This is a genomic window from Streptomyces umbrinus (genome assembly GCF_030817415.1).
Lineage (GTDB): Bacteria > Actinomycetota > Actinomycetes > Streptomycetales > Streptomycetaceae > Streptomyces > Streptomyces umbrinus_A.
Genome location: NZ_JAUSZI010000002.1, coordinates 7,095,513 through 7,118,629, shown reverse-complemented (window position 1 = coordinate 7,118,629; position 23,117 = coordinate 7,095,513). Strand labels below are relative to the sequence as shown.

General features: G+C 69.7%; 23 protein-coding genes and 1 pseudogene. 12 read left to right on the top strand and 12 right to left on the bottom strand.

Annotated features, from left to right (window positions below):
- Positions 1–36: 36 nt before the first annotated feature.
- The 6 genes from QF035_RS31600 to QF035_RS31575 are packed head-to-tail and all read right to left on the bottom strand — an operon-like array spanning position 37 to position 5,248.
- The gene (locus QF035_RS31600) at positions 37–468 is read right to left on the bottom strand and encodes a hypothetical protein (RefSeq protein ID WP_143642790.1); all 432 of its coding nucleotides are present in this window, start codon (positions 466–468) and stop codon (positions 37–39) included.
- Positions 469–514: 46 nt separating this feature from the next.
- On the bottom strand, positions 515–931 hold the full coding sequence (locus QF035_RS31595) for a hypothetical protein (RefSeq protein WP_307523843.1): 417 nt from the start codon (positions 929–931) through the stop codon (positions 515–517).
- A 51-nt stretch (positions 932–982) separates the two neighbouring features.
- Positions 983–1,861, bottom strand: coding sequence for a hypothetical protein (locus QF035_RS31590; RefSeq protein ID WP_307523842.1), 879 nt, complete (start codon positions 1,859–1,861; stop codon positions 983–985).
- A gap of 59 nt (positions 1,862–1,920) precedes the next feature.
- Positions 1,921–3,189 (bottom strand): ABC transporter permease, encoded by a 1,269-nt coding sequence (locus QF035_RS31585; protein ID WP_307523841.1) that lies wholly within the window; start codon positions 3,187–3,189, stop codon positions 1,921–1,923.
- Positions 3,189–3,884 (bottom strand): ABC transporter ATP-binding protein, encoded by a 696-nt coding sequence (locus QF035_RS31580; protein ID WP_307523840.1) that lies wholly within the window; start codon positions 3,882–3,884, stop codon positions 3,189–3,191. Before QF035_RS31580 ends, QF035_RS31585 begins: the two co-directional genes overlap by 1 nt.
- Complete coding sequence (locus QF035_RS31575) at positions 3,881–5,248, bottom strand: peptidoglycan-binding protein (RefSeq protein ID WP_307523839.1); 1,368 nt, start codon at positions 5,246–5,248, stop codon at positions 3,881–3,883. The genes QF035_RS31580 and QF035_RS31575 overlap by 4 nt, the downstream gene beginning before the upstream one ends.
- A gap of 252 nt (positions 5,249–5,500) precedes the next feature.
- On the opposite strand from QF035_RS31575, the gene QF035_RS31570 reads away from it, so the two are divergent.
- From QF035_RS31570 to QF035_RS31560, 3 genes are read left to right on the top strand one after another with little or no spacing between them, the layout of a single operon-like run.
- Positions 5,501–5,902: a hypothetical protein gene (locus QF035_RS31570; RefSeq protein ID WP_307523838.1), complete on the top strand. Its 402-nt coding sequence runs from the start codon at positions 5,501–5,503 to the stop codon at positions 5,900–5,902.
- A gap of 15 nt (positions 5,903–5,917) precedes the next feature.
- Positions 5,918–6,865 carry a hypothetical protein gene (locus tag QF035_RS31565; RefSeq protein WP_307523837.1) on the top strand — a complete coding sequence of 316 codons (948 nt, stop codon included), beginning with the start codon at positions 5,918–5,920 and terminating at the stop codon, positions 6,863–6,865.
- Between the two features lie 29 nt (positions 6,866–6,894).
- The gene (locus QF035_RS31560) at positions 6,895–7,260 is read left to right on the top strand and encodes an SH3 domain-containing protein (RefSeq protein ID WP_307523836.1); all 366 of its coding nucleotides are present in this window, start codon (positions 6,895–6,897) and stop codon (positions 7,258–7,260) included.
- 117 nt (positions 7,261–7,377) lie between these two features.
- Here QF035_RS31560 and QF035_RS31555 read toward each other — a convergent pair whose 3' ends face one another.
- From QF035_RS31555 to QF035_RS31545, 3 genes are all read right to left on the bottom strand, one after another.
- On the bottom strand, positions 7,378–8,406 hold the full coding sequence (locus QF035_RS31555; RefSeq protein WP_307523835.1) for a glycosyltransferase family 2 protein: 1,029 nt from the start codon (positions 8,404–8,406) through the stop codon (positions 7,378–7,380).
- Positions 8,407–8,506: 100 nt separating this feature from the next.
- Complete coding sequence (locus QF035_RS31550) at positions 8,507–10,153, bottom strand: transposase (protein ID WP_307523834.1); 1,647 nt, start codon at positions 10,151–10,153, stop codon at positions 8,507–8,509.
- Positions 10,146–10,724, bottom strand: coding sequence for an IS607 family transposase (locus QF035_RS31545; protein ID WP_307523833.1), 579 nt, complete (start codon positions 10,722–10,724; stop codon positions 10,146–10,148). The genes QF035_RS31550 and QF035_RS31545 overlap by 8 nt, the downstream gene beginning before the upstream one ends.
- A 105-nt stretch (positions 10,725–10,829) precedes the next feature.
- Here QF035_RS31545 and QF035_RS31540 point away from each other — a divergent pair, with 105 nt between their 5' ends.
- Positions 10,830–12,278, top strand: a complete 1,449-nt coding sequence (locus tag QF035_RS31540; protein WP_444968438.1) for an LCP family protein — start codon at positions 10,830–10,832, stop codon at positions 12,276–12,278.
- 112 nt (positions 12,279–12,390) lie between these two features.
- Here QF035_RS31540 and QF035_RS31535 read toward each other — a convergent pair whose 3' ends face one another.
- Positions 12,391–12,939 carry an acyl-CoA thioesterase gene (locus QF035_RS31535; RefSeq protein ID WP_307523832.1) on the bottom strand — a complete coding sequence of 183 codons (549 nt, stop codon included), beginning with the start codon at positions 12,937–12,939 and terminating at the stop codon, positions 12,391–12,393.
- Between the two features lie 119 nt (positions 12,940–13,058).
- Here QF035_RS31535 and QF035_RS31530 point away from each other — a divergent pair, with 119 nt between their 5' ends.
- Together QF035_RS31530 and QF035_RS31525 are read left to right on the top strand one after the other, a co-directional pair.
- A complete protein-coding gene (locus QF035_RS31530) occupies positions 13,059–14,324 on the top strand; it encodes an LCP family protein (RefSeq protein ID WP_307523831.1) in 1,266 nt (421 codons plus the stop codon).
- 152 nt (positions 14,325–14,476) lie between these two features.
- On the top strand, positions 14,477–14,932 hold the full coding sequence (locus QF035_RS31525) for a hypothetical protein (RefSeq protein WP_307523830.1): 456 nt from the start codon (positions 14,477–14,479) through the stop codon (positions 14,930–14,932).
- Positions 14,933–15,010: 78 nt separating this feature from the next.
- On the opposite strand, the pseudogene QF035_RS31520 reads toward QF035_RS31525, so the two are convergent.
- Positions 15,011–16,169 (bottom strand): annotated as a pseudogene (locus QF035_RS31520) (acyl-CoA dehydrogenase).
- A gap of 223 nt (positions 16,170–16,392) precedes the next feature.
- Here QF035_RS31520 and QF035_RS31515 point away from each other — a divergent pair.
- From QF035_RS31515 to QF035_RS31490, 6 genes are all read left to right on the top strand, one after another.
- Complete coding sequence (locus QF035_RS31515; RefSeq protein WP_307523829.1) at positions 16,393–17,736, top strand: UDP-glucose dehydrogenase family protein; 1,344 nt, start codon at positions 16,393–16,395, stop codon at positions 17,734–17,736.
- 312 nt (positions 17,737–18,048) lie between these two features.
- Positions 18,049–18,681, top strand: coding sequence for a hypothetical protein (locus QF035_RS31510; protein WP_307523828.1), 633 nt, complete (start codon positions 18,049–18,051; stop codon positions 18,679–18,681).
- Positions 18,678–20,021 (top strand): copper resistance CopC/CopD family protein, encoded by a 1,344-nt coding sequence (locus tag QF035_RS31505; RefSeq protein WP_307523827.1) that lies wholly within the window; start codon positions 18,678–18,680, stop codon positions 20,019–20,021. The genes QF035_RS31510 and QF035_RS31505 overlap by 4 nt, the downstream gene beginning before the upstream one ends.
- Before the next feature lie 49 nt (positions 20,022–20,070).
- A complete protein-coding gene (locus tag QF035_RS31500) occupies positions 20,071–21,126 on the top strand; it encodes a cupredoxin domain-containing protein (RefSeq protein ID WP_307523826.1) in 1,056 nt (351 codons plus the stop codon).
- A 150-nt stretch (positions 21,127–21,276) separates the two neighbouring features.
- Positions 21,277–21,801, top strand: coding sequence for a hypothetical protein (locus QF035_RS31495; protein ID WP_307523825.1), 525 nt, complete (start codon positions 21,277–21,279; stop codon positions 21,799–21,801).
- A complete protein-coding gene (locus QF035_RS31490; protein ID WP_307523824.1) occupies positions 21,798–22,598 on the top strand; it encodes a cupredoxin domain-containing protein in 801 nt (266 codons plus the stop codon). The genes QF035_RS31495 and QF035_RS31490 overlap by 4 nt, the downstream gene beginning before the upstream one ends.
- Positions 22,599–22,605: 7 nt before the next feature.
- Here the strand turns inward: QF035_RS31490 and QF035_RS31485 are convergent, their stop codons facing one another.
- Positions 22,606–23,106, bottom strand: coding sequence for a CGNR zinc finger domain-containing protein (locus tag QF035_RS31485; RefSeq protein WP_307523823.1), 501 nt, complete (start codon positions 23,104–23,106; stop codon positions 22,606–22,608).
- Positions 23,107–23,117: the final 11 nt, after the last annotated feature.

The following is a 23,117-nucleotide window of genomic DNA, read 5'->3' as shown; positions in this document are numbered from 1 at the left end:
ACCAGGTCCCACAGGCTCTACAGGGTCGGCGTCGGCTCAGCGGAAGCGGAAGGACGCGTTCTCGTTGTAGGTGTTCACCAGCTGCCCCTTGGAGTTCGGGGCACCGACGTCGTACGCACCGCCGTAGTTGGAGTTGAAGTACGAAACTCCGGACTTGTTCGCGGTGTTGGCCCAGGACGCGGCGTTGTTCTTCACGCTCTGTCCGACCCCGGCCGTGCCGAGGCCCCAGTCCGCGAAGTTCATCGGAAGCCCGGTGCCGTTGTAGTTGCCCCAGTTGGGGACGTTCTCCCGGGCTCCGGTGGCGCCGCCCTTCTGGCCGGAGTTGTAGTAGAGGCAGTACATCCCTTCGAGTACCCCGCCACAGATGCTGGATCTGGACGCGGCCTGGGCCGAAGTCGCCGTGGTGAAGACGCCCATGGTGCCGGCGGCGAGTACGCCACCGGCGACGAGCAGAGATCGAATACGCATGGTCACTCCTGTCTCGGGAATTTCCCTGGCCTGTTCGCTGCCCTGCTCAGCGCCAGCGGAAGGACGCGTTGTTGTTGTAGGTGTTGGAGAGATTGCCCTTGTCGCGCGGCGGGGCGACATCGGAGGCACCGGCGTAGTTCGAGTTGAAGTACGAGACACCGGTCTTGCTGTCGTGGCTGTTCGCGTAGGACGCGGCGTTGTTCTTCACGGGGGTGTTCACACCGTTGGTGCCCTGGCCGCCGTCCGAGAAGTTCCAGTTGGCCCAGTTCGGAATATTCTCGTAGGTGGCGGTCCAGCCGCCCTTCTGGTTGGAGTTGTACCAAAGGCAGTAGTCGACATCGATGACACCGCCGCACAGGCCGTCCGGGATGTCGTCAGCCTGTGCGGGCGCCGCGGTGACCAGCATGCCGAGAGCGCCGGCAGCCGCCAGGGCGGCGGTGAGGGCGGAGTTACGGATACGCATGGGAGGGTGTCCCTTCTGTCCTGCGGATGGGGGTGGTAGGGCAGCGGCGGTTCACCGGGATTCGCCCATCTCGGCAGCGGCCCGCTTGAGCTGGTCCGTCTTGTGCCGCTTGATCCGGGCGAGTTCCTCGGCCTTTTTCTCGATCTCCGTCCGCTGCCATTCGGACTCGACGTCGAACCAGGCGCGTACGAGTCCGGTCTTCTCCTTGCATTCGACGTCCGCTCGGGCCGTCGAAATCTCGGCGGGGCTGGTCTTCTCGGCCCCGAATTGAGGGTCGTCGATGGCCTCCATGGGCGAGGCATAGCGGTACCCCTTGGCCGCCATGCACGAGGACCAGGTGCGGAACACGGAGAGGACGCGTGGGTCCTTCTTGCTGCGGACGTAACTCTCCATATTGAGTTCGCGGGCCACCTTGTCCGGGCCGAACTCGGCCTCCTTGCCCGCCAGTCGTCGCTTGGCCTCGCCGATGCATCCGCCGTCGGGGTCGAACGAACCGTCCGCGAGAGGCTTGCCCGCGAGCGCGACGCGGCCCGCCTCGCCCAGCGTCCTGGTGGCCGACTCACCGGCCTTGGGGGTGGGGAAGTGATAGCCGTACCCCTCCGCCGTGCGCGAGTTGGCTATGCCGTAGCGACGGTCCATGACACCGATGTCGGGGGACTGCGTCTCGTCCGGGCGGTAGTCGAAGCCGGACCGCTTCATACAGCGCTTGGCCAGGCTGCTCATCGCGTTGGTCATCAGGCCGAGTTCGGACTCGGAGAAGATGTAGCCCTCTATGGGCAGGACCAGATCCGCTGTGAGGCTCGACGACTTGGGCGCGATGGAGCTGTCCGGCTGCTCCGGTACAGCCGCCTTGTCGCCGTCGCCGGAGCCGGAGCAGCCCGCGAGAAGCAGAGCTGTGGCAAGCAGGGCAGTCGCTGTCGTCTTTCGCACGTCTCTTCCTTGGGAGCCATGGAGGGGCTGGGACCTGAACGAACGGCAAGCGGTGTGCCTCAGCGGCGCAACGCCTCCGCGGGTTGGATGCGGCTGGCGCGCCATGCGGGGTAGAGCCCCGCGAGAACCCCGGTGACCAGGCCGATCGCCGGGGCGGCGACGACGGTCGCCGGATGGATGACCGGTGTCCAGTCACGGACGACCGCCATGACGACCACGGTCACCGTGCCGAGGCTCGTGCCGGCCAGCCCGCCGAGCGCTCCCAGGGCGCCCGACTCCGCCAGGAACTGCACGGTGATGTGGCGGCCGCGGGCGCCGAGCGCCCTGCGCAGGCCGATCTCCCCCGTGCGTTCGAGAACGGCCACGAGCGTGGTGTTGGCGATGCCGACCGCCCCGATCACCAGGCAGATCCCGGCCATCAGCATGAAGAGCTGGTTCAGGTCGGAGGTGACGTCACCGCGCAGGGACCTCGGATCCGGCGGCGGTACGACCTTGAAGTGGTCGGGGTGCGCGGGGTCGAGGGCCAGCGCCGCCTCGGAGGCGATCTGCCGGGCGGCCCCCAGGTCGGTGGAGATGAGCATCTTGGCCCGCTGCCCTGCCTCAGGACCGCCCCATATCTCCTCGGCCGTGGTCCGCGGCACCACCACCGAGAGCAGCAGGTCCGCCTTGCGCCGCACGTCGTCGACAATGCCGATCACCGTGAAGGCGCGGTCTTCCACGAAGATGGCCGGGGCCGCCTCCAGCGTGGTGATGCCCAGGCGGGAGGCGAGTCCGGCGCCGATCACGGCGACGTTCTCACCACGCCGGTCGTGGTACTCGTCGAAGATCCGCCCCTGCGCCAGGTGTGGGCCGGCCGCCGCGAGGACGCCGGGAGACGCGGCGACCACTTGCGTCTGCTCCCCCGTCCCCTCCGTACCGACGGGCGCGGCGCTCACGACGGTGCCGGGTCCGAGGCGCACGGGCCAGTACACACCGGCCTCCCGGACCCCGCCCAGCGCGCCGATACGGCGGTCCGCGTCGGCGGGGAAGGCGTTGGAGAGGAACTCGGGCTGTTCGCCCCCGGTGTCCTCGACGGTCACCTCGGTGGCGGTCAGCTCATTGAAGCGGGAATCGATCTGTGAGGACGTGGTCGCCGTCAGACCGAGCACCGCGACGAACGTGCCGACGCCCAGCACGGTACCCAGGGCGGTCAGGACGGAGCGCGCCGGACGCTGGAGGATTCCGGCGACGGACTCGGACAGCAGGTCGCGCGGACTGAACCGCGACCGGTCGGCCGCCGCTCCCCCGGTCCCCCGTCGCCGCACCCACTTCAGCTTGCGGCCCGGCATCAGACGGCCACCTGCTCGCTGAGCACGCCGTCCCGGATGGCGATCGTGCGGCGGCCACGAGCCGCGACGTCCGGGTCGTGGGTGATCACGAGCAGGGTGATGCCGTCCCGGTGGAGCTCGTCGAGGAGCCCGAGGACCGACTCGGCCGTGTGCGTGTCGAGGTTGCCGGTCGGTTCGTCGCACAGCAGGAGCGACGGCCGGGCGACCAGGGCCCGGGCGATGGCGACGCGCTGGCGCTCGCCTCCGGAGAGCCGGGTGGGCAGCGCGTCGGTCCGGTGTTCGAGACCGACTCGGTGCAGTGCCTCGCGGGCCCGCTCCCGGCGGCCGCGGCGCACCCCGCCGTTGTAGACCATCGCCAGCTCGACGTTCTCCAGCGCGGAGCGGTGCGGCAGCAGGTGGAAGCTCTGGAACACGAATCCGATGCGCCGGCCGCGCAGTCCGGTGCGGTCGGCGTCGGCCAGCGGGCCGGTGTCGATGCCGTCGAGGAGGTAGTGCCCCTCGGTGGGTGCGTCCAGCAGCCCGGCGATGTTGAGGAACGTCGACTTGCCGGAACCGGAGGGGCCGACGATGGTGACGTACTCTCCCTGCCGGATCGCCAGGTCACAGGGTCTGAGGGCCTGTACGGGCGGCGGCCCGGGATACGTGAGACCTGTGCCGCGGAACTCGATGACCGGCGGCACCGCGGGTGTGGTCACTTGGCGGCCTCGTCACCCTCCGCGGGCCTGACACCCACGACGACCTTGTCGCCCTCGGCGAGCGGGGTCCCGCCCACCGGGGTCACCTCGGTGTAGCCGTCACCGGAGGTGCCGGGCCGCACCTCGACGCGGCGCCGGTCGCCGGAGCGCTCCAGCACGGTGACCCTGGTGCGCGAGTCGGCCCCGGCGGACAGCGCGGAGACCGGGACCACCAGGACCTTCCCGCCCGATGAACCCGCCTCGACGGTGAGGCGGACGTCCTGACCCGCGAGGCGGCCGGGGAGCGCGCGGTCCGGCTTCACGGTGACCGCGTACCCCTGTCCGGCAGGCGTCGCCGCGGCCGCCCCCTCGCCTTCCGTCTCGGGAACCGTGGGGGTGTTCGCGACGGCGCTGACCGTGCCGGTCAGTTCGTCGCCGTACACCTCGGACAGCACCTGGACCTTCTGGCCCGGGCGGATGAGGTCCTTCTCCTGGGCACCGAGGTAGCCCGTGACGACGAGCTTCCCCGCGGAGACGGTGGCGAGCTTCTCGCCCGCGGCCGCTCCGACCTTGGCGGTCATGCTGTCGACGCGGGCGGGGAAGCCCGAGAGGAACACCACCTCGGAGGCGGGCACCATCGGCCCCGACACCGCCTCGGCGTCGGCCAGTTCGGACCTGGCCTCGGCCAGGTCCTCGCGTGCGTATCGGATCTCGTCGGCGTCGGCCTTGTCACGCACGAGTCCGTCGAGCGCGCGCTGGGCACCCTTCACCTCGTCGCGTGCGCCCTCCACCGGGTCGCCGCCGTCCTTACCACCGCCCGTGGTCGCCGGCTCGTAGCCGATGGACGCGTACAACGCTCCGACGGCTGCCTTGGTGCCGGGGCCGAAGGTGCCCGCGGCGTCGCCGCCCGTGGCATGACCGAGGTCGCGCAGCGCCTCCTGGAGCTGGCGCACGTCGTCTCCGTGGGAGCCGGGCTTGAGGTCCCGGTAGACGGGGAGCTTGCCGCGCAGGGCGAACACCGGGCGGCCCGACACCTCGACGAGGACCCGGCCGCTTCGGAAGGTCTGGCCCGAGCGCACCATGACCTTGGTGACCACGGGCTTGGCGGCGCCCTCCGCGGCTGTTCCGCCCGGGGCGATGTCCACCGTCTGCGACGCCGCGACCGCTCCCCGCGTGACGACCGTGTCGGCGAGCACGCGCCGTTCGACGGACGCGGTGAGCACGTCGGGGGCGGGCGGCTGCGCCTCGGCGGCGGCCTGGGCCGGTGACTTCACATAGACCGAGGTCCACAGAGCGGCACCGACGAGCACCACGGACCCCACGGCAACCGCGGTCAGCGACCGCTTGCGCCGGGTCAGGCCGGAGCTCTCCCCCTGTTTCGACACCACACACTCCCCCAACTGTGGACGACGTGTGCCGAGCCCGGCATCACGTCGTCATGGCCATGCAAAAGACGATCATTCGGCCTCCAAAACTGTCAAGCCGGTTTCACTCGGGGCCACTTGACAGTCGATCATTTACGGCCAGGAAGATCATTTTCGGTCAGATGGACACCTCAAAATGCCCACTGATGCACAAGCCATGTAAAGATCCTTCGCCGTTGGGCACTTACGGCTCACACACAACGGGAGGAAACCATGAGGGCTCGTTCTTTCTTCGCCGCGGCGGCCATCGCGCTCGGCACGATCGCGCTGAACACGGCACCGGCTCAGGCCGCCTACAACGACGGCGTTTGCGACAGCGGTGAGCTGTGCATGTACTACCACTCGACCCAGTACGGGGCTTCGTCGTACGTGGACTACTACGACGAGGAGCCGAGCCACCACGACGACGTGTTCCGCTCCAGCGGTGACGGCAAGGGCCAGGTCGTCGGCAACAACGCCTCGTCCGCCAAGTGCGCCGGCACCCGCTACAACTACGCGATCTTCTTCAACTCGAACTTCAACGGGCAGCGCCACAACCACACCTGTGACGGTGTGCGCCGCAACACGCCCGGCTGGCTGCAGAACAACAACGCGTCCAGCTACGAGCCCTTCTAGGTCGCGGACGAACACATGTCACGCAGCGCCACCGTACGACTGCTCGGGGCGGCGCTCGTCTGCGCCGCCCTCGGGCTGACCGGCTGCTCGGGGGACTCCCCCGGCGACGATCAGGCGGGCAGCCGCTCCTCGGAGGCCCCTCCGGTCGACTTCAAGAACCCGCCGGAGGTCTCGGCCACCCCGTCCATGCCCAGTTCGCGCAATTTGCAGCTGCCACTGGAAGCGTATGCGTGGACGGACGCCGAGGAGCGCACCAAGCGCCAGGGCGAGGACCAGCTCGCCGCCGCGTGCATGCGCGGATTCGGCTTCGACCTGGAGCCGCGGCCCCTCTACCGGGGCGACAAGGCGTTGCGCGACGCCAGCCGCTACGGCGTGACCGAGACGGCCACGGCCTCGCGCTTCGGCTACCACCCGGACCCCGCCGCGCGCGGCTCCAGGCCCGAGGAGAGCTACTCGCCCGCCGAGTCCCTGGTGCTCTTCGGCCCGCAGGACGGGCAGCAGGCGGAGAAGCAGAACGGCAAGACGATCCCGAAGGGCGGGTGCTGGGGCAAGTCCCTGCGCGACCTCGCCGCCAAGGGGCCCGAGGTCCAGCCGGACAAGGAGGAGTTCGCGGACCAGCTCGCCGGGTACACCTGGCAGGAGTCCCAGAAGGACTCCCGGGTGAAGAAGGCGTTCGCCGCCTGGTCCGCCTGCATGAAGAAGAGCGGCTACTCCTACGCGCAGCCCATGGCCGCCGTGGAGGACAAGCGGTTCAGTCGGGCATCCAGCGCCTCCGCGGAGGAGATCCGGGTGGCCGAGACCGATGTCGCGTGCAAACGCAAACACAACGTGATCGGCACCTGGTACGCCGTCGAACTCGCCTACCAGGACCGGGCCATCGAGAAGAACCAGCAGCTGCTGAACACGCTCAAGGACCGCAAGGTGGCGATCCTCAAGGCAGCCGCAGAGGCCGGCGCCCGCTGACACGACCACCGGAGAACGGGGAGACGCCAGTGAAGAAGATCCGTCTCATGACGGCGGCCGCATCCGCACTGCTGACGGCGGGCACCTTGACCGCCACGGTTCCCTCGGCCGCCGCGGCCGCCGAAGCCTGCGTCCGCCCCAGCTGGTCGAACAAGTCGACCGGCGTCGGGCACGCCAAGGAGGGCTTCGCGCGCGTCCGCCTCGGCCCGAGCTCGGACTGCTCGGTGAACATCGCCGTCGGAAGCAACTACGAGTTGCAGTACGACTGCTGGGTGATCAACTCGGCCGGGAACCGCTGGACGCATGTCCGGGTGCCCAGCGCCGCCACCGGCGGCTGGGTGTGGAACGGGAACCTCGACGACGGCGGTTCGGTGGCCGACAGCAGCAAGTGCTGACGCTTTGACGGGAGTTCGAGGGCGCGCACGTCAACCGCACGCCCCTGCGATGCACAACGGCGCCCGGCGGTCACCGCCGGGCGCCGTCACCCGTTTCCGCCCGTTCCGCCGTCGCGGTCAGGTCTCGCTCAGCACCGCCGGCCGCCGCGACGCGATAACCCTCTTCGCCAGGGCCTTCGGACTGGTCAGGAAGCCCCAGCCCCACGACATGTGCATCGTCGCGAGGGCCACCGGGATCTGCAGCCGCGCCTTCAGCGGCAGCCCCTTGCCCGCCGGGAGCGAACCGAGGGCGATCGCCGCGAGGTAGCCGCCGGGGACCAGGAAGCCCCAGGGGGTCAGCGCCGCACCCACCACCAGGCCCGCGGCGATCGCGCAGACCGCCGTCGGCGGGGCGAGGTAGCGCAGGTTGATCGAACCCGAGTGGTAGCGGGCGACGACATGACGCCAACGCCCGTAGTCCTTGTACTGCTTGGCCAGGGCCCCCACCGAAGGACGAGGGCGGTACGAGACCCGCAGCTCGGGCGAGAACCAGATCAGGCCGCCCGCCTCACGGATCCGGAAGTTCAGCTCCCAGTCCTGGGCGCGGATGAACTCCTCGTTGTAGCCGCCCTGTTGCTCCAGGGCCTCACGGCGAAAGACACCGAGGTACACGGTATCGGCCGGTGCGGCCTCGCCGCCCGTGTGGAAGGCCGCGTTGCCCACGCCGATCTTCGACGTCATCGCCGCGGCGACCGCGTGCTCCCAGTCGTTCTCGCCCTCGGCGTGCATGATGCCGCCGACGTTCTGCGCGCCGGTCTCCTCCAGGAGGCGGACGGCGGTCGCGATGTAGTTCGGCGAGAGCATGCCGTGCCCGTCGACGCGTACCACGATCGGGTGGCGGGACGCCTTGATCGCGGCGTTCAGCGCGGCGGGGGTGCGGCCGGTCGGATTCGGCACCGTGTGCACACGGGAGTCTTCTCGTACGAGCTCGGCGGCGATCTCGTCCGTACGGTCCGTCGAGGGACCGATGGCGATCACGACCTCCATCTCGCCCCCGTACTCCTGGGCGAGGATCGCTTGGACGGCTCCGCGCAGATGCCGTTCCTCGTTGAGGACGGGCATGATCACGGAGACGGCGGGGAGCTGCACGTCGGGCTTGGCGTTCATCGCGGATTACGTTACCGCGAATGGGGGACACGGACGCGCGCCGCCCGCTCCCTGCGCCGGGCCGCAGATCGTATGGGCCTACGGTGCTCACGGACCGTTCCTACTCAGTACGCAGGAGGGAGTCTTGAACCCACGTCCCGGTACTGCGCGCATCCCGAACGGTTTTGGATGCGCTGGTCCCCCGCGTTCCTTCATGTCTCCCTGTCCGGGCACGCGCATCGTGTGCACGCTCCGTGACCGGGCGTCGGGTTCCCTCACGCCCTCCGACACCACGATCAGCCTGAACGGTCCGATGCCCACGCCGATCACTCCGGTCATCGTGGGGCGGTGCCGTCCGTCGCCGGATCGGATGTCCGAGGGCGCGTCTGCCGATCGCCACCGAGGCGGCGTCATGGCGAGTCATCTTGCGATTCTTGCTGGTCAGGGGTTTGCGCCAGTGTTCGTCGCCCCACATGGATGTGTAGGCAGGGTCGACCGCGACGATCGCGATGCCCACCTCGGCGGCCATCGATACGAGTCGGGCCTTGAGCTTTCCGGTGGGCAAGCCAGAGATGAGTTGCCGGAACCTCCTCTTGCGCCCGTACTTCTCGCGGGTCTTCTCTTGCTCGAAGTCCAAGTCCTCGATCCCGATTGCGGTCACGCCGCACCGCCCAGCCCAATGCAGGAGGCGAGTGATTGCGTGTCGCACCTGGGCATCCCGATGAGGGGCGGCGCCGGTGAGGTCGAAGGAGAACCGGTGCGGCTCGCCTACCGGGTTGCCGTGGACATCGAGGTGGTAGGCGGCGAAGTGGTCGCTGTTCGTGTCAACAGCAACCATGCCGCCTGCGCGGGCCGCCTCCAGCGGCATCGTCTTGACCGCCGGCCGCTGCCACGAGGCAGTGAGGTACCAGCGGTCCCGGGCCACGTCGTAGTGGATGCGGTAGGCCACCGCCCGGTTGGCCTCGATCCGGTCCCGCCATTCAGTGCCCCGATGTTTGAACTCCACACGAGCGGCCAACACGTACCGGCCGCGCTTCGCGTTGGCCAAGTCCGCCAGCGGTGCCGGGAGCTTGATCGAGACCTCGCCGGCCGAGGTGACGCGAATGGTCTCGTTCCCGAACCGTTTTCCCGACTCGCCGTCCGCTTGGAGGAATCGGCGTTCGGCAGCCCACCGTTGCCGCCATTTCGCCTCGGTGAGCTGCGCAGCTTCGAGGTTGTGCCGGTTGTGGGCCAGCTTCTTCCCGCCGCGCACCACGTGCACGACCCCGGCCTCACGGTCGGCCCGCTCCTGTTCCAGCCGGTCTTCCAGCATGGCCAGCCGACGGGACTTCTGGAACCACTCGTGCTGGGAGCGGTATCCACCCGGAGCCCGCTTCGTGCCCTTCTCTCCGACCGGCAACGACAGCCGGTGCATCAAGGTGCGGACACCGGCTTCGAGGTTCTGGATGTGGGCAAGCTGGCAGCGACGCGAGAGCGCCCACTGATCATGTGTAGCCTTGGTGATCGAACCAGCCCAGCGCGAGGACGACTCTGCGGTCAGACCCTGTTTGCGGGCCGCCCACTTGTCGCTGCCGTGGTCGTTGCCGTCGCGGCAACGGGCCGCCAGATCACGAGACGCCAGAGAGCCCAGATGTTCGCCGACAAGGCGAAGCGCCCTGTCGTTTTCGGGTGTCAGGTGCTTCAGCCGGTCGCGAATCGCGACACCGGACGGGCCGAGCGCGACGAATGCAGGGACCATCTGACGGAACTTCTTCTTGGGCTCAGTCATCGTCTGCCGCCGCTTCCAGGGCCCTGCGTGCCCGGCTCTTCGCCGAGCCGCCCCCGTACAAACGGCCACAGAACGAAGTCAGCACGTCCTCGATGTCCTGTACGAGATCGTCATCGACGTCACCCTCGTCCAGCACCACCAAGCGCCGGCCGGCCGCAGACAGAGCGGCCTCAACCAGTTCGACATTCATCCGACCGAGTCTGTCTTTGCGCTCCACCACCACGGCCATCACAGCAGGATCGGCCAGCAGACGGCGGGCTTTGGTACGTCCCGCGCTCATCCCGGAGGCAATCTCGGCTTCGATCCGCACCACCCGGTGCCCGGCCTCGGCCGCCCATCGGGACAGCCGTGATATCTGGCGCTCCAGATCGTCCTTCTTGTCATGCGACGACACACGGGCATACAGGCCCACGCCACTGGCCGCGGATGGTGCGGAATTCGCTTTGACGTTCACAAGAATCGTGCGCGGCCCGACCCTCTCAGCAGGAACCGGAAGCGTGCCCTCGCGGAACCAGCGATACGCGGTATGCGGATGCACGCCGTTCGCTATCGCCCATTCCTTCAGATTCATGACACGATCCTAACACCCACTCAAAGGCACTTGTGCACACTAAAGTTGACTAAGCACGAGCAGCTCACAACCACGCCACACCCGGCCGACGCGGAGGTGTCCGCCTTGCCCACGCCGCCCCGCTCCCCCGCCCGCCCGCAGCGGCAGCGCCCAGCGCGGCCGCCCGTACGGCGCAGGCGGCCGCGCTGGGCCATGAGGGTGACGACCTCGGTGTCCATGACGGTGCTCGCGGCGGCCGGCATCGGGCACGCGCTGCTCACCGGTCTCGGCTCCGACATCGACCGGATCGACCCCTTCAAGGACATGAAGAACCGGCCCGCGCACGGCCACGGCATGAACGTCCTCCTCGTCGGCACCGACGGCCGCGACCGGATCACCCCGGAGGAGAAGGAGAAGTACCGGCTCGGCGGCGCCCCCTGCCACTGCACCGACACGATCATGATCGTGCACCTCTCCGAGGACCGCAGGCGGGCCAGCATCGTGAGCCTGCCGCGCGACTCGTACGCCGAGACGCCCGCCCACATCGACCGCACCACCGGACGACGGCACCAGCCGCACCCGGTCAAGCTGAACGCCGCGTACGCGGAGGGCGGGCCCCGGCTGACCGTGCGGACCGTAGAGAACATGACCCATGTGAAGATCGACCACTATCTGGAGGTCGACTTCACCAGCTTCATCAAGACCGTGGACGTGCTCGGCGGGGTCCGGATCTGCACGGTGAAGCCGCTCAAGGACACCTACACCGGGCTCGACCTGCCGACCGGCGTGCACGATCTGAACGGCGGGCAGGCGCTGCAGTACGTGCGCTCGCGGCACATCGACGGGGCCTCGGACCTCGGCCGGATGCAGCGCCAGCAGCGCTTCCTGGCCGCGCTGATCGAACGGGCCACCTCGTCCGGGGTGCTGCTCAACCCGATCAAGTTCCGGGACGTGACCGGTGCCGTGCTCGGCTCGGTGCGCGCCGACAAGGGCCTCGGGTCGGACGAACTCATCGACCTTGGGCGGGCGATGCGGACCTTCTCGCCGTCCTCCTCGGAGTTCACGACGGTCCCGATCGGGAAGATGGGGTACGCCGTCAAGGGCATCGGCTCGACCCTGAAGTGGGACGAGCAGAAGGCGGACCGGCTCTTCCGCACCCTGCGCGACGACAGGCCGCTCGCCCCGCACCGGGTCCGCTCCAAGGCCCTGCGCGTCGATGTCGCCCCGCAGCAGATCCGGGTCCAGGTCGAGAACGGCACCATGACCGCCGGTCTCGGCCGCCGCGTCGACAGCGGTCTGGCGGCCACCGGTTTCCGCACGACCCGGGCTCCCGTGAACGCCCCCGACCGCTCGGTCCCGCGCACGATCGTTCAGTACGACCCCCGCTGGGACCGCTCCGCGAAGTCCCTCGCCACGGCCCTGCCCGGCAGCGAACTACGCCCCGTGAACGGCCAGGGCCCCCTCATGAAGGTCATCGCCGGCTCGGACTTCAAACAGGTCCACAAGGTCCGCGCGGAGGACCCCACCCAGGGCGAATTCAAAACGGTGACGGGCGACCAGGTGGTCTGCCCGTAGCCCAGCAATCCAACGAGGGGCTCGCGCCGAATAACTGGTGACGGGCCGCGCCCCGTAAGGAGCGCGGGGAACTGCGCGACAAGCCCCCACCGGCCCGCAGCCGCCAAACCGCCTAGTCGTCGAGCCCTTCCGCGGAACGCTTTTCCCTCAACTCCACAATCGCCCGCCGCCGAGCCAACCGATGCGTACGACGAATCTGCGCCTCCTGATTGCGGCGCCGGTCCCGCTCACTCTCCGCAACCACCGGAGGTACCCGCCGAGGCTTCCCATCGGCATCCACCGCGGCAAAGACCAGGTAGGCCGAGCCGACCTGCTGAGGCGGCGTGGACTCGTTCCAACGCTCGGCGAGAACGCGGACGCCGACCTCCATCGACGTACGACCCGTCCAGTTCACCTGCGCCTTCACATGCACGAGGTCGCCTACGCGTACGGGTTCCAGGAAGGCCATCTCGTCCATGGAGGCGGTCACGGCGGGCCCGCCGGAGTGCCGCCCCGCCACCGCGCCGGCCGCGTCGTCGACCAGTTTCATGATCACACCACCGTGCACCGTGCCCAGAAGGTTGGTGTCGTTGTGGGTCATGATGTGGCTGAGGGTCGTTCGGGACGCCGAAGTCGGCTTGCCCGGAATATCGGATTCCGGGGTACGGGCCTGGTCTGTCATGCCGACCACCTTATGCCGGGCACACGCAAGGGTTGCTTTGCATCAGCTCTGCAACAGCCCTGGTGCGATTTTCCGAAGACCCTTGTATGGCACACAGTGGGACCCTGCACACTGGGCCCATGAGCGATTGGCCCCAGGGATACAACGGCGGCGACCGGCACGGCCGCGGCAGCACAGGCGCCGAGCCCGAGGGCGCCCGTGTGATGCGGCAGGTGCAGCGCGGCTCGGGGGCCGGTCCACGCCCCTCGGCGCCGTCGCGCGGAGTCCCGCCCCAGCCGACGTACACGGACGGCTACGGCGAGGACGCCTACGACGGTTACAACACCGGACAGGTGTACGGCTCGCCGGGCGGAGGCGGTCCGCAGGAGCCTCCGGGCGGCCATGGACGGGGTCCGCGGCCCGCGCCGAACTGGCGCAAGCGGATCAAGTGGACCGCGATCACGGTGGTCACCGTGCTGGTCGTGGTCTCCGTGGGTACGTACTTCTGGGCCGACTCGAAGCTCAAGCGCGAGGTCGACCTGTCGAAGGTGATCGACCGGCCCGACGGGGGCGAGGGCACCAACTACCTGATCGTCGGCTCCGACAGCCGCGAGGGCATGTCCGCCGAGGAGAAGAAGAAGCTCCACACGGGCTCCGCCGAGGGCAAGCGCACGGACTCGATGATGATCCTGCACGTCGGCGACAACGGGAACACGATGATCTCGCTGCCGCGCGACTCGAACGTGACGATCCCCACGTTCAAGGGCTCCGAGTCCGGCAAGACCTTCCCGGGCACCGGCCGTCAGGTGAAGCTCAACGCGGCGTACGCGGAGGACGGGCCCGAGCTGCTCGTGCGGACCGTCGAGGCCAACACCGGGCTGCGCATCGACCACTACGCGGAGATCGGCTTCGGCGGCTTCGCGAAGATCGTCGACGCCGTGGGCGGTGTCGAGATGGACATCCCCAAGGCGTTCAAGGACGACAAGTCCGGCGCCGACTTCACGGCGGGCAAGCAGACCCTGAACGGCGAGCAGGCCCTGGCCTTCGTCCGTACGCGCTACGCGTTCGCGGGCAGCGACCTGGACCGTACGAAGAACCAGCAGAAGTTCCTCGCGGCCCTGGCGAGCCAGACGGCGACGCCGTCCACGATCCTCAACCCCTTCAAGCTCTACCCGACCATGGGCGCCGGCCTCGACACCCTCACCGTCGACAAGGACATGTCCCTCTGGAACCTCGCCTCGATGTTCTGGGCGATGAAGGGCATCACCGGTGGCGACGGCAAGTCGATGAACATGCCCATCTCCGGCAACGCGGCCAACGGCAACCTCCAGTGGGACACCGCCAAGGTCAAGACCCTGGTGAACCAGCTGAAGAACGACGAGAAGGTGACGGTGTCGGGGAACTGATCCCCCGCCTCCACCGCCACCTCCGTACGCATCAGGGCCCGTCGGCGCGCAGTGCGCCTACGGGCCCTGAAAAGATCTTCACACCATCTCCCGAACATGTCAGGATGCGTCAGGTGTCATGACCTGATCACAACTGAAACGGGAGAAACCTGGTGCGAGTACGCAAGCCGTCCAAGTTCACCAAGTGGCTGACCACCGCCGTAGTGCTGACCTCGGTCGCCGTCGTCGCGCCGGTCGTCACAGCGGCGCCCGCCTCGGCCGGCGCCTACGGGTGCGACGGCAACCTGGTCTACTCGAAGTCCGTCAACGCCAACAGAAGCGGCCTTACAGGCAAGATCGGAACGGTGTACTCGTACTACGACGGAACGTACAACTGTTCCGTGTTCGTGAAGTCGGTGTACGTCGGGACGCCCACCAATCTGGACCTCTCCATCTACAAGGAGAACGACGGCACCTTCGACCGCGACCACGGCGCGTTCAGCAGCTACGCGGGACCGGTGGAGATCAAGGCACCCGGCTCGTGCGTGAGCGAGATGCTCATCATGGAGTCGCCCGGTGGCACTCTGATGTTCTTCGGAGAGGCCGCTCCCCCGCACAACTGCGGCTGACAGCACAGCGAGAAGCCCCCGGCGCCACGCCGGGGGCTTCTCGCTGTGCGGCGGTACCGCGCCGCTTCGACGCGGGCCCTACGGCAGGTTGCGTGCCATCACGATGCGCTGGACCTGGTTCGTGCCCTCGTAGATCTGGGTGATCTTGGCGTCGCGCATCATGCGCTCGACCGGGTAGTCGCGGGTGTAGCCGTAGCCGCCGAGGAGCTGGACGGCGTCCCGTGGTGACCTCCATGGCGACGTCGGAGGCGAAGCACTTGGCCGCCGCGCCCTGGAAGGTGAGGTCGCTGTCGCCGCGCTCCGACTTCGCCGCGGCCTGGTACGTCAGGGCGCGGGCGGCCTCGATCTTCATGGCCATGTCGGCGAGCATGAACTGGATGCCCTGGAAGTCGGCGATCGCCTTGCCGAACTGCTTGCGCTCCCGGACGTAGCCCTTGGCGTAGTCGAGGGCGCCCTGCGCGATGCCCAGAGCCTGGGCGGCGATCGTGATGCGGGTGTGGTCCAGGGTCTTCATCGCGGTGGCGAAGCCCGTGCCCTCCTCACCGATCATGCGGTCGGCCGGGATGCGAACGTTGTCGAGGTAGACCTCGCGCGTCGGGCTGCCCTTGATGCCGAGCTTCTTCTCCGGGGCACCGAAGGAGACACCCTCGTCCGACTTCTCGACGACGAAGGCCGAGATGCCCTTGGAGCGCTTCGTGGGGTCGGTCACGGCCATCACCGTGTAGTACTCCGACTCGCCCGCGTTGGTGATCCAGCGCTTCACGCCGTTCAGGACGTAGAAGTCGCCGTCGCGGACCGCCTTCGTCTTCATGCCCGCCGCGTCCGAGCCCGCGTCCGGCTCGGAGAGGCAGTACGAGAACATGCCGTCGCCCTTGGCCAGCGGGCCCAGGTACTTCTTCTTCAGGTCCTCGGAGCCGGAGAGGATCACCGGGAGCGAGCCCAGCTTGTTCACCGCGGGGATCAGGGAGGAGCTGGCACAGACCCGCGCCACCTCCTCGATCACGATGACCGTCGCCAGCGCGTCCGCGCCCGCACCGCCGTACGACTCCGGTACGTGCACCGCGTGCAGGTCGGAGGAGACCAGGGCGTCCAGGGCCTCCCGGGGGAACCGGGCCTCCTCGTCCACGGCGGCGGCGTACGGCGCGATCTTCGCCTCGGCCAGTGAGCGGATCGCGTCACGGAGCATGTCGTGCTCCTCGGACGGGCGGTACAGGTCGAAATCAGCCGATCCGGCCAAGGTCTCTCACGCTCCAAAGACGCTGTGATGCTGACGCTAATTACCGTTAAGTAACTCAAATTTTAGGGGCCCGCCCACGGGAGTGATACGTGAGCTTGGCGACAAGGGGGAAACTGCCCGGTGAAGCACTCGAACAAGCCCCGACTATGCTCGGTCAGCGCACTCGAGGCGCACTGCAGGCGCACCCCTGACGGATACCTGACGGACACCTACTGGAGCATCCATGGCCCTCAAGATCACCGTGATCGGCACCGGCTACCTCGGCGCCACGCACGCCGCGGCCATGGCCGAGCTCGGGTTCGAGGTGCTGGGACTCGACGTCGTACCCGAGAAGATCGAGATGCTCCAGCGGGGCGAGGTCCCGATGTACGAGCCGGGTCTCGAAGAGCTGCTGGCCAAGCACGTCGCCGGCATCGAGGGGTCCAGCGGGCGGCTGCGGTTCACCATGGACTGGGCCGAGGTCGCGGAGTTCGGCGACATCCACTTCGTCTGTGTGAACACCCCGCAGAAGCACGGCGAGTACGCGTGCGACATGTCGTACGTCGACGCCGCCTTCGCCTCCCTCGCTCCCCACCTCACGGGCCCCGCCCTCGTCGTCGGCAAGTCCACCGTGCCCGTGGGGTCGGCCGAGCGGCTGGGCCGCACGCTCGTCGAGCTCGCTCCCGCCGGCGAGGAGGTCGAGCTGGCCTGGAACCCCGAGTTCCTGCGCGAGGGCCTCGCCGTCCAGGACACCCTGCACCCCGACCGCATCGTGGCCGGCGTCCGCAGCGAGCGCTCCGAGAAGCTGCTGCGCGAGGTGTACGCGACGCCGATGGCCGAGGGCTCGCCCTTCGTGGTCACCGACTTCCCGACCGCCGAGCTGGTGAAGACCGCCGCGAACTCCTTCCTCGCCACCAAGATCTCCTTCATCAACGCGATGGCCGAGGTCTGCGAGGCCGCCGGCGGCGACGTCGTGAAGCTCGCCGAGGCGATCGGCTACGACGACCGGATCGGAAGGAAGTTCCTGCGCGCGGGCATCGGCTTCGGCGGCGGATGCCTCCCCAAGGACATTCGCGCCTTCATGGCACGCGCCGGTGAACTGGGCGCGGACCAGGCGCTCACCTTCCTGCGCGAGATCGACTCCATCAATATGCGGCGCCGCGGTCAGATGGTGGAAATGACCCGCGAGGCCCTGGGTGGCGGTTCCTTCCTCGGGAAGCGGATCGCGGTGCTCGGCGCGACGTTCAAGCCGGATTCGGACGACGTCCGGGATTCGCCCGCGCTGAATGTCGCCGGGCAGATTCATCTGCAGGGCGGCCAGGTCACGGTCTACGACCCCAAGGGCCTCGCCAACGCGCGACGACTCTTTCCGACACTCGGGTACGCGGACACCGCCGCGGAGGCCGTACGCGGTGCCCATGTCGTCCTGCACCTCACCGAGTGGAGCGAGTTCCGCGAGCTGGACCCGGCGGCGCTCGGCGAGGCCGTGACGGACCGCGTCGTACTGGACGGCCGCAACGCGCTCGACCCCGCCGTGTGGCGGGCGGCGGGCTGGAAGTACCGGGCGATGGGCCGACCGGCCGCCTGACCGCCGCGACGGCTTGATGGCCTGATGGCTTGACGGCCTGATGTCAGCTGGGCACGGCCCTGCACTCGTTCTCTCCAATTGGTTCGAATCGCATTCGAGCAATGTGGTGGAATTGCCGTGCCGTGCGCGCTACATCTTCACAGTCGCAATGCGCGGAATGACGTCGTTGTAGCCCGTTCTCACAGCAGGGGCACCCCTGGAGGAGAGGCAGGCAACAGGCGATTAACCAACGCGTAGCCGCGCGGAATTCGGCTCCCACTCCACTGGTCCGCATTCACCGATCTGAATGACCGGACCATGCCAGGAGTGATCATGCCCCTGTTCAACAGGGCGGATTGGCCGAGGGATCACCGCGACGAGGTGGTCGCGGGCGCGCTCGTGGGCGCCGTGCTGATCGTGCTCGGTTACGCCTCGGGGATCGGCGCCCCGCCGTCGTCGGGGCCGGCACAGGCCGCCGTGCCTCCCGCGTCACCGCCCGCGGCGACGGCACCGCCCAGTACGACTCCGGAGCCGGGCGAGGACGCGCCGGAGGGAGCCGCGCCCGTGCCCCAAGTCCCGGTCGGCAATGGTGAGTTGCCGATCGGCACCGGCGTCGTGCCGATCGGGGGCGGCGGCCATGCCGGGCACGGGACCGGCGGCGGGAGCGGGGAGTCCGGTACCGGCGGCCATGACGGTCACGGTGGGCAGGGCACGACGCCGACTCCCACCCCCACGCCCTCCCCCTCTGGCTCCGCGGGCGAGGAGCCCCCGGCCGACGACTCCTGCGACGACGGCGACGTACACCTCGTACAGCCCCTGCTCACCGGGATCGCCGGGCTCACGGGCCAGGCCCTCGGTCTCGTCGGCGGCACGGAACCCACCCCCGAACCGACCCCCTCCCTCTGCGTCGGAGTCGCCACGCCGGGCCTCCTCTCCGCCCCGGACGACGCGGAGGCCACCCCGTGACATCCCGGCCCCGCCTCCTCGCTCCCTTCCTCGTCCTCCTCACCGCCCTCCTGTACGTCCTCGCCGGCGCGGCGCCCGCCTCCGCCCACACCGAGCTGGTCCGATCGACTCCCAAGGACGGCACGGAACTCGGCAAGGCGCCCGCCCACCTCACCCTCACCTTCGACGAGCCCGTCGAGCTGTCCGACGTACGCGTGATGACGCTCGACGGCGACCGGCTCCCGGTCTCCCGAGCCCCGCGCGGAGGCGCCGACACCGTGCGGGCCGCGCTCCCGGACATAGCTCCGAAGTCCGGTGACCTCGCCCTCACCTGGTCCGTCGTCGACGAGGAGGACGGGCACGCGTCCTCCGGCCGGCTGACGTTCGGCCTCGGTACGGCGGCGGCGCCCGCCGCGGCCCAGGACCGCGGCGACGAGGCCGCCCCCGTGCCCTCCCCCTCGGTGCGGCACGGCCTCGTCGCCGCTCGCTGGGCCGGGTATCTCTCGCTGGCCCTGTTCATCGGCGGCATCGCGTTCGTCGCACTGCTCTGGCCACGCGGGGCGAGTGAGCCGCGGGCACGGGCGATGCTCGCCCTCGCCTGGACCTGCGGGCTGCTCTCGACGGTCGTAGCACTCGGACTGCAGGGCGCGTACGCCGAGTTGGGCGGCATTCGCGACGCGCTCTCGGCGTCGGCGTACACGAACGTGCTCAGCACCGGGCCGGGTCTCGCGCTCGCCGCCCGCGGGCTGCTGTGGGTGCTCGCCGCCGTGGTGCTGAGCGCGCTGCTCCAGGGCGGAGGCCGTACGGCACGCTCGCCGGGCTGGCGGGTGGGTGCCCTCGCCGTGTCGCTGGGACTGCTGCGCGCGACCGGGATGACGGGTCACAACTCCGAGGGCACCGCGCCGACTTGGGGCGCGCTGGCCGACCTGGTGCATCTGCTCGGAGCGAGTCTGTGGATCGGCGGTCTGGCCATGCTCGCGGTGGCCGTGCTGCCGCGCCGGGACCCCGACGAGCTGGCGCTGGTCGTGCCCGGCTACTCGAAGCTCGCGGGCGCGTCGGTGGCGGCGATCGCCGTGGCCGGGCTGGTGCTGGCCTGGCAGGTCGTGGGCTCGTACGACGCCCTGCTGCACACCTCGTACGGGCAGTTGCTGCTGGTCAAGACCGGTGTGCTGGCCCTCGTTCTGTTCGCCGCGTGGCGCAGCCGTCAGTGGGTGCGTACGCGTCTGGAACTCGCCGTGCTGCTGCGCGGCGAGGCCGCCACCGTGCGGCCCTTCGGTTACTCGGTCGCGGCGGAGACGGGGCTCGTCCTCGTCGTGCTCGCCGTGACGAGTCTCCTGGTCACGGCCGATCCCGGCCGCTGACCTCCCCTGAAAACCCCGAAATCCCCTCATAGACAAGGGAGTTGCGTTGATGCGCAGTAAAGACACCGGCGAACGGCGCCGCCGGGCGCCCGCCGGGAACCGCGCCCTGCTGGTCGCCGGCCTCGGCGCCGCCTTCGCGGCGGTGCTCAGCCTGGGGCTGCTTCAGGCGACGGCAGGTTCGGCGTCGACGACCGACACGGCTGCGGGCGCGGCTCAGGCGCCCGCAGCCGCGGCGGCCGAGGCCCAGCCCGCGGCAGCCGCCGCTGCCGACCACCAGGTCGACATCATGGGCAACAAGTTCGGCGACGGGAAGCAGCTGGTCGTCAAGGTCGGCGAGACCGTCCAGTGGACCAACCACGACACGGCCCCGCACACCGTCACCACCACCAAGGGCCCGAAGAAGTTCGACTCGGGCACCCTGGAGAAGGGCGACTCCTGGTCGTACACCTTCACCACGGCGGGGACGTACGAGTACTACTGCGCGGTGCACCCGGACATGGTGGCGTCCGTGAAGGTCGTCGCGGACGACAGCGGGTCCACCGGTGGGTCCACCGGCGGCTCCGGGAGCGGCGGTACGTCCGGCGGCTCCACGGGCGGCTCCTCCGGCGGTACGTCGGGGGGCTCGACCGGGGGCTCCGGCTCGGGCGGTACGAGCGGGGGTGACACCGGCGGCACGTCCGGAGGCAGCTCCGGCGGAACCAGCGGTGGCAGCACCGGTGGCGGCACGGGCGGTGGGGACGGCGGCGACGAGCAGTGCGCCAGCGTCCAGGACGTACTGCTGCCGATCCTGCAGCACCTCAACGCCGCGCACCTGGAGCGTTCGCCGGGTGAGCAGGTGCAGGACGCGCTGGCCCTCGACTCGTACATCAAGATGCACACCGTCTGGGTCGAGAGCATCCTCACGCCCGCCACGGAAGGCGGGGGCGCGGTCGTCGACGACACCCTCGGTGTGCTGCTCCAGCACGTCAACTCGGCGCACCTGGAGGAGTCGCTCGGCCAGCAGGTCACCGATCTGCTCAACCCCGACAGCTACGTGAAGATGCACACGGTCTGGGCCGAGCACATGCTCGCCCCCACGACGGGCTATCTGACCAGCAGCTGCTGACACCGGCGGCACCGCCGATCCGGGCGGACCGCTGATTCACGCGGTACCGCCGCCACAGGAGGACGCCGGGCCGGCCGAGGCTCAGTCGGCCGGCCCGGCGTCCGGCGTTCATTCTCCCCCGCTCTGTTTCTCCTCGGAAGGAGAACCAGGATGACGACCGTCACCCTGCCCACCGTCTCCCCACCGCCCGGCCGGTACGCCGTCGCACCCGGCCGCTCCTTCGCCGAACTCACGGCGTACTACGGCCCGTTGGCGACCCTGCGACGCCGCGTCACCCTGACCGGGGCGTCGCTCACGGTCCCGGAATCCGAGTCCGAGTCCGTGTCCGAGTCGGGATCCCTGTCCGAGGCGGAGTCCATTTCCGATTCCGAGGGCGCGCGGCCGGTGTTCCGCTTCGACCTCGCCGGCACGATGAAGGCCTCGCTGGTCTCCGAGCACGTGGAACCCCTGGCCGACGGGCGGCACCTGCAACTGCTCGCCGACCTCGACGTACGGGGGGTCGCGTTCCCTGTGCTGCTGCGCCTGCGCGTGGTGAGGTGCGCCGAGGACCGGCTGCTGGTGGTGGGCTCGACCCGGGTCTCGTACCGGCTGCTCCGGCGCGCCACCGGCTTCCGGCTGCCGTGGTCCCGCCCGGCGACCCGGATGCGGCTGCTGCTCGCCGCGGAGTTCGCGTGAGCGCGGGATGGCGGGGGCGGCGCGTGCCGCCGGGGCCCGCCGCGTTCGCCGCACTCTCCCCACTACTCTCGGCGCTCTCCGTACTCTCCGTACTCGTCCTGCTGGTACCGCTGTTGCTGCTGTGGGCGGCACCCGGGTCCGCGTCGGCGGCCACCTACCGGGTGGCGATGAAGGGGTACGCGTTCAGCCCCGCGGCTCTCACCGTCCCGGTGGGCTCCACGGTGACCTGGACCAACCAGGACACGGCCCCGCACGACGTGAAGACCACCTCCGGCCCGGCCTCCATCCACTCTCCGATGCTGCAGAAGGGGCAGAGCTGGAGCTTCACGTTCACGACGGCCGGGTCGTACGGGTACTACTGCACCGTGCACCCGGACATGACGGCCCGGATCGTGGTCCGGGCGGCACCGACGCCCGCGGCGCCGACCCATACGCACACGGGGTCGGACGATCACGGGTCCGGGACGGGAGCTGGGACCGGGGCCGGGACGGGCACCGGGTCCGGGACCGGGCACCACGAGGCACCGACGACTTCGGCAGCCTCTCCGGCGGGGCGTTCCAAGTCGCCGGCTCCCGCCAAGTCCCCGTCCGCGCCGCCGACTTCGGCTCCCGCGGCCGCGGCGGCACCTTCGACAGCAGGTCCGGCGGCGACCCCGCAGGCCATGGAACCGACCGCCTCCGCCCGCCCCCTCGACGGCCTGCTCGTCCTGGCGGGAGTGGTGGCGGGAGTGGCCGTACTGTGCCTGCTGCTGGTGGGTTCGCGCTCGGCGGCGAGGGAGGGCCGGGACTCTCCGTAGCCGGAGGCTACCTGGCTCGGTAGCGGCGCATCTTCGCCCGTGCCCCGCAGACGGACATCGAGCACCAGCGGCCGCGCCCCGCCGGGCTGCGGTCGTAGTACGCCCAGTGGCAGTCCGGCGCCTCGCAGGCCTTGAGGCGGAGCCAGGTACCGGCGGTGAGGGACTCGGCGACGGCCGCGGCGACCCGGGAGGTGAGGGCGGCCGGGTCCGCCGGCCGGAGGGTCGCCGAGCCGTCCGCCGCGGAGACCGTGACGACGAGCGGGGCCGAAGCGAGCAGCTCGTCGAGGGGGCGTACCTCCCGGTGCGCCGGATGCCCCGCGTGCGCGAGACAGACGGCCCGCAGCGACTCACGCAGCTCCCGCGCGGCCTCCACATCGGCCGCCGCCAGGCCCAGCCCCGCGCGCCCCTCCGCCGTGTCCAGGGCATCGGCACCCGACTCGATGTCCAGGGTGTTCACCAGGGACTGGAGCAGGGCCAGCCCGCCGGGTGCGGGCGCGCGGTCATTCATGGTTGCGACGT

What these genes read in the sequence shown, in the direction of transcription:
- QF035_RS31535 (WP_307523832.1), bottom strand. Translation starts at nt 12,939, where the DNA reads ATGACAGACCAGGCCCGTACCCCGGAATCCGATATTCCGGGCAAGCCG.
- QF035_RS31545 (WP_307523833.1), bottom strand. Translation starts at nt 10,724, where the DNA reads ATGAATCTGAAGGAATGGGCGATAGCGAACGGCGTGCATCCGCATACC.
- QF035_RS31530 (WP_307523831.1), top strand. Translation starts at nt 13,059, where the DNA reads ATGAGCGATTGGCCCCAGGGATACAACGGCGGCGACCGGCACGGCCGC.
- QF035_RS31565 (WP_307523837.1), top strand. Translation starts at nt 5,918, where the DNA reads ATGTCACGCAGCGCCACCGTACGACTGCTCGGGGCGGCGCTCGTCTGC.
- QF035_RS31600 (WP_143642790.1), bottom strand. Translation starts at nt 468, where the DNA reads ATGCGTATTCGATCTCTGCTCGTCGCCGGTGGCGTACTCGCCGCCGGC.
- QF035_RS31570 (WP_307523838.1), top strand. Translation starts at nt 5,501, where the DNA reads ATGAGGGCTCGTTCTTTCTTCGCCGCGGCGGCCATCGCGCTCGGCACG.
- QF035_RS31510 (WP_307523828.1), top strand. Translation starts at nt 18,049, where the DNA reads ATGCCCCTGTTCAACAGGGCGGATTGGCCGAGGGATCACCGCGACGAG.
- QF035_RS31500 (WP_307523826.1), top strand. Translation starts at nt 20,071, where the DNA reads ATGCGCAGTAAAGACACCGGCGAACGGCGCCGCCGGGCGCCCGCCGGG.
- QF035_RS31595 (WP_307523843.1), bottom strand. Translation starts at nt 931, where the DNA reads ATGCGTATCCGTAACTCCGCCCTCACCGCCGCCCTGGCGGCTGCCGGC.
- QF035_RS31550 (WP_307523834.1), bottom strand. Translation starts at nt 10,153, where the DNA reads ATGACTGAGCCCAAGAAGAAGTTCCGTCAGATGGTCCCTGCATTCGTC.
- QF035_RS31495 (WP_307523825.1), top strand. Translation starts at nt 21,277, where the DNA reads ATGACGACCGTCACCCTGCCCACCGTCTCCCCACCGCCCGGCCGGTAC.
- QF035_RS31515 (WP_307523829.1), top strand. Translation starts at nt 16,393, where the DNA reads ATGGCCCTCAAGATCACCGTGATCGGCACCGGCTACCTCGGCGCCACG.
- QF035_RS31585 (WP_307523841.1), bottom strand. Translation starts at nt 3,189, where the DNA reads ATGCCGGGCCGCAAGCTGAAGTGGGTGCGGCGACGGGGGACCGGGGGA.
- QF035_RS31555 (WP_307523835.1), bottom strand. Translation starts at nt 8,406, where the DNA reads ATGAACGCCAAGCCCGACGTGCAGCTCCCCGCCGTCTCCGTGATCATG.
- QF035_RS31485 (WP_307523823.1), bottom strand. Translation starts at nt 23,106, where the DNA reads ATGAATGACCGCGCGCCCGCACCCGGCGGGCTGGCCCTGCTCCAGTCC.